Origin of the sequence: Acidovorax sp. NB1, assembly GCF_005405905.1 — a bacterium.
Taxonomy (GTDB): domain Bacteria; phylum Pseudomonadota; class Gammaproteobacteria; order Burkholderiales; family Burkholderiaceae_C; genus Acidovorax.
The window spans coordinates 1-12,374 of the sequence record NZ_BJHU01000024.1; the positions used below are offsets into that span (position 1 = coordinate 1).

Consider the following 12,374-nt stretch of genomic DNA (forward strand, 5'->3'; position numbering starts at 1 on the left):
GGGCACGCTGGTCACGGCCATTGGCTTCATGCCCAATGGCTTTGCGCGCTCCACAGCGGGCGAATACACCAGCAACATGTTCTGGATCGTCGGCATTGCATTGATTGCGTCGTGGGTGGTGGCCGTGGTGTTCACGCCGTACCTGGGCGTCAAGCTGCTGCCCGACCTCAAAAAGGTAGAGGGCGGGCACGACGCCATCTACGACACGCCGCGCTACAACCGGTTTCGCCAGCTGCTTGGCCGCGTCATTGCGCGCAAGTGGATCGTGGCGGCCTCTGTCGTCATGCTCTTTGTGGTGTCGGTGCTGGGCATGGCCGTGGTCAAGAAGCAGTTCTTCCCCACATCCGACCGGCCAGAAGTGCTGGTCGAGGTGCAGATGCCCTATGGCACGTCCATCGAGCAAACCAGCGCCGCCACGGCCAAGGTCGAGGCCTGGCTCGCGAAGCAGGACGAGGCCAAGGTGGTGACCGCCTACATCGGCCAGGGTGCGCCGCGCTTCTTCCTGGCCATGTCGCCCGAGCTGCCGGACCCATCGTTCGCCAAGGTCGTGGTGCTCACGGGCAACGACAAGGAGCGGGAAGCTCTCAAGTTCAGGCTGCGCCATGCCGTGGCCGATGGCCTGGCGCCAGAGGCGCAGGTGCGGGTCACGCAAATCGTGTTTGGCCCACCCTCGCCCTTCCCGGTGGCTTACCGCGTCATGGGCCCCGACCCCGACAAGCTGCGCGCAATCGCCGCCGAGGTTGAGGCCGTGCTGCAGGCCAGCCCGATGATGCGTACGGTCAACACAGACTGGGGCCCGCGTGTCCCAACCCTGCACTTCACACTCGACCAGGACCGCCTGACGGCCGTGGGACTCAGCTCCAGCGCCGTGGCCCAGCAGCTGCAGTTCTTGCTGAGCGGCGCACCGCTGACGGAGGTGCGTGAGGACATCCGCTCGGTGCAGGTCATGGGCCGGGCCGCTGGCGATGTTCGCCTGGACCCCGCGAAGATTTCTGGCCTGTCGCTGGTGGGGTCGGGCGGGCAGCGCATCCCGCTGTCGCAGGTGGGCAAGGTCGATGTGCGCATGGAAGACCCCATCCTGCGCCGACGCGACCGCACGCCGACGATCACGGTGCGTGGCGATATTGCCGAGGGCCTGCAGCCGCCAGACGTGTCCACCGCCATCACCCAGCAGCTCCAGCCCATCATGGACAAGTTGCCGGGCGGCTACCGCATCGTCGAAGCGGGCTCCATCGAAGAAGCTGGCAAGGCCACCGTCGCCATGCTGCCGATCTTCCCCATCATGCTGGCGGCGACCCTGCTCATCATCATCCTGCAGGTCCGCTCGATTTCGGGCATGGTCATGGTCTTCCTGACCAGCCCGCTGGGCCTGATCGGCGTGGTGCCCACGCTGCTCCTGTTCCAGCAGCCTTTCGGCATCAATGCGCTGGTGGGTTTGATTGCGCTGTCTGGCATCTTGATGCGCAACACGCTGATCCTGATCGGGCAGATCCGAGAAAACGAGGAGGCTGGGCTGGACCCCTTCCGCGCCGTGGTCGAGGCCACTGTGCAACGTGCCCGCCCGGTGATCCTCACCGCCCTGGCCGCGATCCTGGCGTTCATCCCTCTCACGCACTCCGTGTTCTGGGGAACGCTGGCCTACACCTTGATCGGCGGAACGCTGGCCGGCACGGTGCTAACGCTCGTGTTCCTTCCTGCGATGTATTCGATCTGGTTCGGTATCCGGCCCGCTCGTTCTTCCTCCGCGTCCCCCGCATCCGTGTGATTCCCCCCTGCACATCCCTCCTACAAAAAAGGAACTGCCATGTCGAAATCCAAAGTTGTCGTTGTCACCGGCGTGTCCTCGGGCATCGGTCGTGCTGCGGCCATACAGTTTGCCCAGCAGGGCTGCCGGGTCTTTGGCACCGTGCGCAACACGGCCAAAGCGTACGCCATTCCCAACGTGACGCTCATTGAAATGGACATCCGCGACGAGGTATCGGTGGAGCGCGGCATCCAGACCATCATCGCGCAAGCCCAGCGCATCGACGTGCTGGTCAACAGCGCGGGCGTGACCCTGCTAGGCGCAGCGGAAGAAACTTCTGTCGAGGAAGCCAAGACACTGTTTGACACCAACCTCTTCGGCGTCTTGCGCGTGATCAAGGCGGTATTGCCCCACATGCGATCGCAGCGTTCAGGCCGCATCGTCAATGTGAGTTCGGTGCTAGGCTTTCTGCCCGCGCCCTACATGGCGCTCTACTCGGCGTCCAAGCATGCGGTTGAAGGGCTGGCCGAGACGCTGGACCACGAGGTGCGCCAGTTCGGCATCCGCGTCTCGCTGGTCGAGCCCTCCTTCACCAAGACCAACCTGGATCTGAACGCGCCCCAAACGGTGGCCCGGATCGCTGACTACAGCCAGGAGTTGGAGATCGTGTCGAAAGCGATCCAAGGCAATGTGCAGAAGGCACCCCCACCCCAGGGCGTGGCCGACACCATCGTCCGTGCCGCACTCGGTACCTGGAAGATGCGCCACACGCCCAAGGGTGAGGCATCGCTGCTGGCCAAGCTGCGCCGTTTCATGCCTGCAGGCCCGGTGGGCAAGGGCCTGCGCAAATCGTTCGGACTGGCGTAACGGCTGGCACCAATCCCCAGCGCAATCACTGGCGGCAAGGCCCCAAGGGCCCGCCGCAGGCGAACTGCCGTATGACTCAACTGGAGAGCATCATGATGGACGAAAACAAACCCATGGACTGGGCTGCGCAGCAGTCTGAGGTTGTGCAACGCATGCGTAAGAGTGGTGGTTTGCCGGGTCTGGCACGCGCCGAGCAGATCGCAGGAAAGGGCGGCCGAGAGATTCTGGAAGCCATGGTGTCCGGCAATCTGCCCTATCCGCCCATGAACGACACCATGAACCTCGCGTTGCTGGAGGTGGGCGATGGCCGTGCCGTGTTCCAGGGCATCCCGCAGCTGGCCCACTACAACCCGCTGGGCAGCGTGCATGGGGGCTGGTTTGCGTCACTCCTGGACTCTGCGCTGGGCTGTGCGATTCAGTCTGCGCTGCCTGCGGGGCAGTCTTACACCACGGCCGAACTCAGCATCAGGATCGTGCGGTCTGCGTCCCACAAAACCGGCCCGCTGCGGGCCACGGGCAGGCTGGTTCATGCCGGTGATCGGCTCGCGACTGCCGAGGCACGCGTTGAGGATGAGCACGGCAAGCTGTATGCACACGCCACCACGACATGCCTGGTCTTCGACTTGTCGAAGCGCGATGCGTAGCGCCGTTTGCATTCGGTCGCTTCGGCCGCCGTCACGTTCGCGCCCGAATCGCCCCATGCGCCAAGCCAGAGTTTGCGCGGCAGCCAAGGGACAGCCATGCTATTCGTGAAGGACGGTCCGTCGGAGGTGGCGGTACGCAGGCTCAAGGTGTGTAACCTTTTCGCCGGAATGGATGAATCGAAGCTCTCCGAGGTAGCTCGCCAGTGCAGTTGGCAACAACTATCCACGGGGCACATTGCAACAGGCAGATCCCAAGACACCTTCTTTATCGTCTGCCAAGGCAAGATGCGCGTGTCAGCCTTGTCTTCGAATGGGCGCGAGCTACTCATTGCGGACTTTGACCAAGGCGGGCATTTCGGGGTCATTGGCGTGCTGGGGGCGAGTGCCGCCTCTTTGCAGGCTCATGCCCTGGAGCCGTCGATATTGGCCTGTCTGCAACGTGCCGACTTCATGAGGCTGGTTCAGCAGAATTCCCTGTTGGCTGAGCGTGTGCGCGAATCGCTTCAGATCGCCGCAGAGCAATTGATGAGTCGGCTTGTCGAGATGGGCGTCCTAAACATCGCAGGGCGACTCTATAGCTGTTTGCTGGAGATGGCGCGACAGACTGGCATTACGGACAACTGTGCCGCGATCGTGCCAGCGCCGCACCACTCTGAACTGGCGACCCGGATTGCAGCATCGCGCGAAGAGGTGAGTCGCGAGCTGGCTCGGCTACGCAAACTGGGGCTCATCACGTCCACACGCCAAAAACTCTTGCTGAACGATGTAGCAACGTTGGAGCAGCGACTTCAGAATCTTTGAGTAGAGTACGGGCAGTGAGAAGCGGTTCAAAGCCCGCTTCTCACGCACCGGTCAAAGTTCGCCGGACGAAATCCGGCCCTGGCGCAGAGCCTCGGCGGCAGCAGCGCTGACCGCTGTACGGTCAGCCTTTGATTGATATGCCAAAGCCTGGGAGCCTGCGGGATGCACGCTACGTGTCTTGACCACAGTGGCGGCCTCGGCAGCGACTTCCGCGCGCGTGCGTTGGGTCTCAAATTTCAACGCGTACTGCGAAGCATCTGCTTCGTCAGCCTGAGCGCCAAAGGATGTGAATACCGCGATGGCAGAGATAGAAAGAATGCGAAGAGTCGTGTTCATGATGGTTCCTCAGTGAATAAGCGCGCCGAAAGCGTCCCACTTCCCACAAGCAGGTCCATCGCGTCATGCGCATGGCCTGTCTTTGTTCGTTGTCTACTTCCTGGCGCTGAGGAAATTCTCATTCTTGGGTCTACGAAGGTCTGTGTGATTTCTCACGTGAACCGCAACGCGAACTCAAGGCTGGACGCTGGGGAACAGGCGACCCGGAGATCGCGCTCGCGAATCAAATAGACGTTGATGCTGTTAAGCCGCTGATCACGATGGCGTATGAAGGGCGCTGACCGCTTTCCGCCGGACAGAGGACGCTGAGTCCATCATGTTCGGGTGACCGCAATCGCTGCAGAACCGAACTCTGCGTGACAGTTTCAGACCCATCTGAGTCATTTGCGGTCCCGTATTTGCGCTGCTCCCCCCGCCGCTGGACCTTGAATGGTTGGATGCGGCATCGAAACTCGACAGCCAGGCTGAGCGCCCGTGGCTGGTATCGCCGCTTCCCTGCTCTGCGACAGGTTCATTCCGACCCTCGTTTTTGAGCACGCTGCACCGGCTCACAGCCCGGCACACGGATGATTTACCGGTGGACGACTTGTCCAGTTGCAGTCTCTGGGCGGCATCTATGATTCAAAGCGGACCAGACGAGCCTGTGTTTGCGGCTGGCCGTTGGGTTGCCATGTGGGGCCCGTATCTTGGGCAAGTGGCCCCCAGGCAATCCTGCCGATCCTCTAGTACCTATGAATCAAAATCTAAGCCAGGCACTTGCAGACCAGCTGCAGAGCTCCACAAAAAATGTCGACGTGTTTCTGGCACTGGAAGCGCTTTCCCTCGCTGCTCCCGCAGTGGCTTTCGAGGCCATCACGACATTCCTACGGTCTGCGCCGGCAAATCAGCTGCCCCTGGCCCGAAATGCACTGCTGGTGTTGGCGGATCGTGCTCCCGCGCTCTTGCAGAACGCGACGCTGGACGAAGACGCGAAGGTGGCGGACGCGGCCAAGCAGGCCTTGATGCTCCGCCCCTCCAATGATGCGTTGCCCCTGTACCTGCGCATGGCCAAGTCCAAGAGCGTTGACGAAGCCTGCTCGGGTTTCATGTTCCTGGGCCGTATCTCCTCGCCGCAGGCGCGAGCGCCGTTGTTCAAGGCCTTGGGCCACCGCAGCGCGACGGTGCGCGAGTATGCCGCGACGTCCATCCACAGCCACGCCGACGAACACTGGATTGCCGACCTGCTGGAGGCCATCCGTACGCTGCGGCGTGAAGAGGCTGACAAAAAGAAGGACTTTGGCGAGGTGATCAACACGCTGTGCAGCGCGGTGATTCAGAAATCCATGCGCTCCAACCTGGACCTGCTGATGGAAGGACTCGGCGACGCAGACGCGAGAGTCCGCCGCACCTGTATCAGCGCACTAGGGCGCCTAGGGGACGCGGCGGCGGTGGTCCCGCTGATCGAGACATTTGAACACCCGCGCCGCGGGATGCCGCTGGAGCTGCGGAGGGAGCTGGTCAAGGTGCTTGGCGAATTGGGCGACGCGCGTGCGATCGCGCCACTGCTGCGTGCTGGCGTAGCCCTTGCCGCCCCGGCACTGGGTCCGCTGAAGGCGCAGGAAGCAGTCCCCGAACTTGTGGCTGCGCTGGAGCAGGCCAGAACACCGCGCGATGCCAGCGATTTGGCCGATATGTTGGCCCAGCTGGAAGGGCCCGGCGAGCAGCAGTGGCCCCGCGCCGGGTTGCATTCGACGTCGTTGCAGGTGCGTCGAGCCGCCGCGCTGCAGCTGGCGCGAGCGGCGCCCGAGGAAGCGGCAGAGCACCTGCGCGCCATGCTCCCGCAGCTCTCCAGCGGCGACGCTGTGGGCGTGGCCGCGGCCCTGGTTTCCATGGGCTGTGTGGAGGGTTTCGATGGCTTCGCTCGGGCATTGGAAGATGATCCCCATCACTGGAACGCCAGCGCCGTGGCGTACGCCTGCAAAAATCTTCGCGGGCCACGAGTGCAAGCGCTGTTGTTGGGCCTGCTGCCTGGCATCCGCAACGAATATCTCCACCACGTGTGCGCAGCCCTGGCTGCGCAAGGGGCTGAAGTGTTGCCTGCGCTGATCGGCGCAGCCCAGGAGGCCAGCGACGGCTTGCGATACCGCTACATTGCGGCGCTTGCCGAGTTCCGCGACCCCCACGGGGCCGTGCTGTTGGCGCCTCTCATGGTCCGCCGCAACCCATTGCGGGACGCAGCGATGCAGTCGTTGGTAGCCACGCCCTGCGCTGAGGCCCATGCAGCGCTGGCTGCTGCATTGCCGCTGGCTGAGTCGCCCGCTGACGCGCGGCTGATCACCGAAGCCCTGGCGAAAGCAGCCACGCGCGAGGCGATCCCCGATTTGATACGGGTGCTGCAGACCGACGTCGCCACTGAGACGATATTGGAGGCCCTGGGCCGTTTGGGCGATCGGGCGGCTGTGCCTGCGCTGGTCGATCAACTGAGCAGCGCCAACGCGCGCCGCCGCCAGGGAGCGGCCATGGCGCTAGGGCAGATCTCAGACCCTGCGGCGGGGGCGCCACTGGTCAACCTGCTGCTGAAAGAGTTTCATCTGGAGGTGGCGCAGGCCGCAATGCACGCCTGGCTGGCCAGTGGAGCGGAAGACGATGGCGCACTCGATGGGCTGAGTGTGCCGGGCACGCGCGCATTCCTGTTGACCAGTGCCAGACAGCTGTGCAAGGAACGCCAGCACGCACGTTCCTGACCATGCCGACTCTGTCCCCTGTTTTAGATGATCGCCGGGTTGGATGAGATCGTCCAGCGGGCACCTGCCCAGATTGCAGCGTGTTTGGTCAAGCTTGTCCTCGCTGCGCAACCGACATTTGGCGCGGCGGCTTGAGGCTGGTTGCTGACGCACAGCTCGCAGTTGTCAAGCGACTGCTGCTACCAGGAGCAGACAGTGAAAGAGATAGGAGAAGTTTTGCTGGAGCTCTAAAGCTGCAACAACGAGCCAGACAGAGTCCGCCAGCCTAGAGTTGATCCAGGATTGCGCACTTAGGTAGGTGGATCACAAGAAACGCACAACCCTTGAGGGTGCTTGGGAGCTCATAGGCTGACGAACCCTGGCGAGGTATGAATTGCCTTCAATGACATGCCAACGCTCAAAAGCACCCGTGGATCCCTAAGGGGTGAAATCAAAAGTCCAATGATCCTGACATTGAGACACGGAATGCACGCCCAACTGACACAAGCCTAGTAGCAGCTAGTGGCACCTTTTGGCAGAATTCGGGTTCCCAAGATCAGTTGCTCAACGAAAATCAGGGTTAACCCTTGATTTGGGTCAATTCTCTCTCAGCCGCGCGGAGTACTTCCTACTCCAAAAGAGATCTCCTCAGCCAAGGCCTTCAGCAGCGGGACATACCTAGTAGAAATCTCCCGCTCTGAGACTGCATTACCCTGCATGACCAAGTTGATCGCACCAATTGCATGCTCTCCGATACGAATCGGTAGACCAATAGCCGTCACACTAGACTCGGATGCCCATTCCCCTCTGTTGACGGCATAGCCTCTGCGCCGTGTCTCGCGAATGATTCGTTTGATATTGGCGCTATCGCGGGCCATCTCTCCAATCGCATCCGATCGCTCGCGTAGTAACGAAAGGGTGGCCTCGCGCTCCTCTTCCGCGCACCATGACAACCACGCACGACCAAGTGATGACACCAGCATGGGAATCCTGATGCCGATGGTCGCGCGATGTTGAGATAGCATGCTCACCCGATGCGTGGACTCGCGAACGATCATGAATCCGCCGTCAGGCGTCGCCAGGTCGCTTGGCCAAGACAGCGCACGCAGATGACTGCGCATTGCAGGGGCTGCAACGCGGTCCACCCAGTCTGCCCCCACATAACCTTCCGACAGTCTCCTGACTTCAAAACCCAAGGCATAAGAGGCGCCGTCGTCCTTGTGATGTACCAGCCCCTCGGCCTTCAAGGTCTCAAGGAGTCGCTTTACGGTGGTCCGATGGAGACCAGTTAGGCGCGCGATCTCCACCACGCCGCCAATGCCACCTGGTAGGGCATTTAGAACCCGCAAGACAGCTAGTCCTCGGCTCAATCCACGCACCTCCCGGTACTGAGCCGCATCGGAAAACGCATTTATTTGGGGCATATCAAAGACTTTTGGTGCACTCTGTGCACGCACTATACGTCGGTTTGACGCACTTCGATACTTCGACCCGTGCAGCAAATGGCTGCAATCGAACAGGCACCAAGTGCCATATCAGGAGACAACATGTCAATTTCTCGACGTACTTTGTGCGCCATCTCCGCGTTGGCTCTCTCTGCAAACGTTGCCTTCGCCCAAGAATGGCCATCCAAGCAGCCGATTCGCATCGTCGTTCCCTATCCTGCTGGAGGAAACGCGGACTCTGCCGCACGAGCCATTGCCGAAGTCATCGGTAGCAACCTCAAACAAGCAGTCATCGTCGACAACCGCCCTGGAGCGTCCTCAATCATTGGGACGGAGGCGGTGTCCAGAGCACCCGCCGACGGCTACACCATTGGTGTCGTCTCTGACTCGCATGCCATCAACCATGCGATGGCAAAGTCACCAAAAGCGAGTGAGATCCTCGGAGCCAAGGTCCCCTATGACGCCATGAAGGACTTCGTGCCGGTCGCGGGAATGATCGCAGTACCTCTCGTGCTGGTAGTGAATCCCAAGGTTCCATCACGCACGCTGAAGGAATTGGTCCAGTACTCGAAGGAGCGCACCAAAGGAGGACTGAACTTCGGAACCATGGGTACGGGTAGTCCATGGTTTATCCACATGCACCAACTGCATGAGATGACAGCAGGAAAGTTCGTTGATGTTCCATACAAGGGACTCGCTCCCGCAGCCACCGACCTCCTTGCCGGCCAGATCGACAGCATGGTGATGCCGGTTCACTATGCGCAGCAATACATCAAGACAGGAAAGCTCGTGCCGATTGCAACGCTCGGTGCTCAGAGACATCCCCTCTTGCCTGATGTGCCGACTGTTCTTGAAAGTGGGTACACAGGGCCCGCAATCGCCAACTACCTCTTCTTCGTCGCGCCGGCATCCACACCGCCTGCCATCGTGGAGAAGCTCGGTCGCGAAATAAACGCTGCTCTCAAGCTACCTGCCATGAAGGACAAGCTGAGCCTGTCGGGCGACCCCTATCCAGCCGATTCTGCAGAGCTTGCAGCACGTGTTCGCAAAGACATCGACACGTACGGCGCCGTGATCGAAAAGACTATTAAGTAACCAGAGTGAGATGAAGCCATGAGTCAAGAGAATGAGTTCCAGACAGACGTGCTGGTGATTGGAACAGGCCCTATGGGGGCGACAACAGCCCTTGCACTGGCCACGTACGGCGTCCGTGTGCATGTGATCAATCGCTACAACTGGACGGCGAACACCCCACGGGCGCACATTACAAATCAGCGCGCCGTCGAAGTGCTGAGAGACCTTGGCGTTGAGGACGAAGCCAGGCGTGATGCGACGCCATGGGAGTGGATGGGAGACACCTTGTTCACGACAAGTTTGGCAGGTCCGGAGATCGCACGTTTGCGTACCTGGGGCACAGGTGATGCTCGCATCGGAGACTATCTGCAAGCTAGTCCGTGCGCGTTGATGGACTTACCACAAGACAAGATGGAGCCACTTCTTGTCAAAAACGCATCGGCAAGAGGCGCCGTCTTCTCCTTCAACACGGAATATCTTGGCCATGTACAGGACTCAACGGGCGTGACTGTCGCGCTCCGCGATTTACTGACTGGCCGTGAGTATGAAGTTCGAGCTCGGTATCTCGTAGGCGCAGACGGTGCTCGCTCCAAAGTCATGGACGATGCGGGATTGAAAGTGGAAGGCCAGCTCGCGCGCGCCGCCACCGCCTATGTGCTGTTCCGCGCAGACCTGACGCGATATGTTGAGCACCGCCCAAGCATCCTGTACTGGGTGATCACATCGGACGCCGCGTTCGGTGAGATCGGAATGGGGCTGCTGCGCGCTGTTGAGCCGTGGAACCAGTGGATCGCGGGCTGGGGCTTCGACATGAGCAAAGGCGACCCAGACTTCTCGCCTGATGAGATCAAACGCAAGGTCCGTATGCTCGTAGGCGATCCCGAGTTGGAATTCGAAGTGGACAGCACGTCGGTTTGGTACGTGAACCAAGCACATGCACCTGTTTACTCAAAAGGGCGTGTTTTCTGCGGAGGCGATGCGGTTCATCGCCACCCCCCCTCAAGCGGCCTGGGCTCCAACACATGCATGCAGGACGCCTTTAACCTGGCTTGGAAACTTTCCTTTGTACTCAAAGGATACGCAGGGCCAGCGCTGCTGGACACCTATACCACCGAACGCGCACCTGTTGGAGCTCAGATCGTGGCACGCGCCAACCAGTCGCGTCTTGACTACGCGCCGCTCAAGGCCTGTTTCCGGGACGAGACGGCAGCCGACCCTGTAGCGGCGGGCCTCAAGCAGCTCGCTGACCCGGGCGAGGAAGGGGTTTCCAGGCGCGCCGCTTTGGCTGCTGCTCTCGACCTCAAGAACTACGAGTTCAACGCCCAAGGCGTGGAACTCAACCAGCGCTACGTGTCCGACTGCGTTGTACCCGATGAAGACGCCAAGCCAGAAGTCTGGAAGCGTGACCAGCAGCTTCATGTGCAACCCACCACTCGCCCAGGCGCGAAGCTTCCCCATGCTTGGCTGGTTGGCCACAATGGCCGCCGCACCTCCACGCTTGACTTGGTGGGTAAGGGGAAATTTACCGTCGTCACTGGCATTGCCGGTGGCGCGTGGGTAAAGGCCGCCCAACAGCTTGGCCTACCGTTCCTTAACACCTTGGTTATTGGCACGCACGGCGCACAGGATTCGTACGCTACCTGGCACGCCGTTCGAGAGGTCGAGGAGTCGGGTGCTATTTTGGTGCGACCTGACGGAGTGGTGGCGTGGAGGCAGCACAGCGGCGCAGCAGACGAAGAGCACGCCAAGAATCTACTGGCGGACGCGTTGTCTGCTGTTCTCGCTACCGAAGTGTTGGCAGTGGAGCCCGCGTGATGCAACGTGCATTCCTGGGCATGTCGCACACACCGCTGATGGGGTTGAACCCCATAGCGCCGGTAGTGGAACAGACTCTCCAAGCCGCGATAGCGGCTGCCCGAGAACAGGTTAAGGCCTTCGCGCCAGAACTCGTCGTTCTTGTTGCACCGGATCACTACAACGGCTTCTTCAACGAGTTGATGCCGCCTTTTTGTATCGGTACACAAGCGCATTCGGTTGGAGACTACTTGACGCCCAGCGGCCCGATGAATGTGGATGCGTCAACCGCATTGAGCTTGTCTGAGAGTCTCATGGACGACGGCTTCGACATCGCGATCTCGCGTCGCATGGCCGTAGACCACGGGTTCGCGCAGGTGCTGCAGTTGATGTGGGGAAGTCTGGACACCCCACTTGTGCTGCCCATATTCCTGAACGCGGTAGCGCAGCCCGGAATTCCTCGCATGCGCCGCTGCAAGGCACTGGGCGAGGCGATCGGGCGCTTCCTTGATAACGACCCACGGCGCACCCTCTTTATCGGATCCGGCGGGCTATCGCACGAACCGCCTGTACCGACGCTGGCACACCCCGATCCAGCAGTGCGCGAGCGGATCATAAGTAAGCGCGAGCCCACAGAGCAGGAAAAGGAGGCCAAGACGCAGCGCGTCATGGCCGCAGGTATGGCTCTGGCGTCGGGGACCAGCTCAATGAAACCCATCAACCCCGAGTGGGACTTGCACTGGATGCGCAGTCTGTCCGGTAACGAAGCGGACCTGCAACAGCTTTGCGGGATGACCGAGCAAAGCATTGAGGACTTGGCTGGCTTGTCAGCGCATGAGTCCAAGTGCTGGCTGGTTGCCCGCAGCGCGTTGCCGACAGACCGTCTGCTGACGAGCACTCTCAATTACTACCAAGAAATCCCTGAGTACATCGCTGGCTACGGCGCGATGTTTCTCAAGGTCTGACA

Annotated in this window: 10 protein-coding genes; 8 read left to right on the forward strand and 2 right to left on the reverse strand. The window is 60.9% G+C overall.

Features of this window, described 5'->3' with window-relative positions; translation table 11 throughout:
- The 4 genes from AvAM_RS11070 to AvAM_RS11085 all read left to right on the forward strand — a co-directional run.
- The coding region (locus tag AvAM_RS11070; RefSeq protein WP_137747123.1) for an efflux RND transporter permease subunit at window positions 1-1,765 on the forward strand (1,765 nt) is incomplete at its 5' end.
- Window positions 1,766-1,804: 39 nt separating this feature from the next.
- Complete coding sequence (locus AvAM_RS11075) at window positions 1,805-2,611, forward strand: oxidoreductase (RefSeq protein ID WP_137747124.1); 807 nt, start codon at window positions 1,805-1,807, stop codon at window positions 2,609-2,611.
- Between the two features lie 92 nt (window positions 2,612-2,703).
- On the forward strand, window positions 2,704-3,255 hold the full coding sequence (locus AvAM_RS11080) for a PaaI family thioesterase (protein WP_137747125.1): 552 nt from the start codon (window positions 2,704-2,706) through the stop codon (window positions 3,253-3,255).
- 96 nt (window positions 3,256-3,351) lie between these two features.
- Window positions 3,352-4,056 carry a Crp/Fnr family transcriptional regulator gene (locus AvAM_RS11085; RefSeq protein WP_137747126.1) on the forward strand — a complete coding sequence of 235 codons (705 nt, stop codon included), beginning with the start codon at window positions 3,352-3,354 and terminating at the stop codon, window positions 4,054-4,056.
- Between the two features lie 51 nt (window positions 4,057-4,107).
- Here AvAM_RS11085 and AvAM_RS11090 read toward each other — a convergent pair whose 3' ends face one another.
- On the reverse strand, window positions 4,108-4,392 hold the full coding sequence (locus AvAM_RS11090) for a DUF4148 domain-containing protein (protein ID WP_137747127.1): 285 nt from the start codon (window positions 4,390-4,392) through the stop codon (window positions 4,108-4,110).
- A gap of 731 nt (window positions 4,393-5,123) precedes the next feature.
- Here AvAM_RS11090 and AvAM_RS11095 point away from each other — a divergent pair.
- Window positions 5,124-7,115 carry a HEAT repeat domain-containing protein gene (locus tag AvAM_RS11095; RefSeq protein ID WP_137747128.1) on the forward strand — a complete coding sequence of 664 codons (1,992 nt, stop codon included), beginning with the start codon at window positions 5,124-5,126 and terminating at the stop codon, window positions 7,113-7,115.
- Between the two features lie 587 nt (window positions 7,116-7,702).
- Here AvAM_RS11095 and AvAM_RS11100 read toward each other — a convergent pair.
- Window positions 7,703-8,518 (reverse strand): DNA-binding transcriptional regulator, encoded by an 816-nt coding sequence (locus AvAM_RS11100; RefSeq protein WP_137747129.1) that lies wholly within the window; start codon window positions 8,516-8,518, stop codon window positions 7,703-7,705.
- Between the two features lie 123 nt (window positions 8,519-8,641).
- On the opposite strand from AvAM_RS11100, the gene AvAM_RS11105 reads away from it, so the two are divergent.
- From AvAM_RS11105 to AvAM_RS11115, 3 genes are read left to right on the forward strand one after another with little or no spacing between them, the layout of a single operon-like run.
- Window positions 8,642-9,634: a tripartite tricarboxylate transporter substrate binding protein gene (locus tag AvAM_RS11105; protein WP_171012199.1), complete on the forward strand. Its 993-nt coding sequence runs from the start codon at window positions 8,642-8,644 to the stop codon at window positions 9,632-9,634.
- An 18-nt stretch (window positions 9,635-9,652) separates the two neighbouring features.
- The gene (locus AvAM_RS11110; protein ID WP_137747131.1) at window positions 9,653-11,428 is read left to right on the forward strand and encodes an FAD-dependent monooxygenase; all 1,776 of its coding nucleotides are present in this window, start codon (window positions 9,653-9,655) and stop codon (window positions 11,426-11,428) included.
- Window positions 11,428-12,372, forward strand: a complete 945-nt coding sequence (locus AvAM_RS11115) for a 3-carboxyethylcatechol 2,3-dioxygenase (RefSeq protein WP_137747132.1) — start codon at window positions 11,428-11,430, stop codon at window positions 12,370-12,372. The genes AvAM_RS11110 and AvAM_RS11115 overlap by 1 nt, the downstream gene beginning before the upstream one ends.
- The last annotated feature ends 2 nt before the right edge of the window (window positions 12,373-12,374 follow it).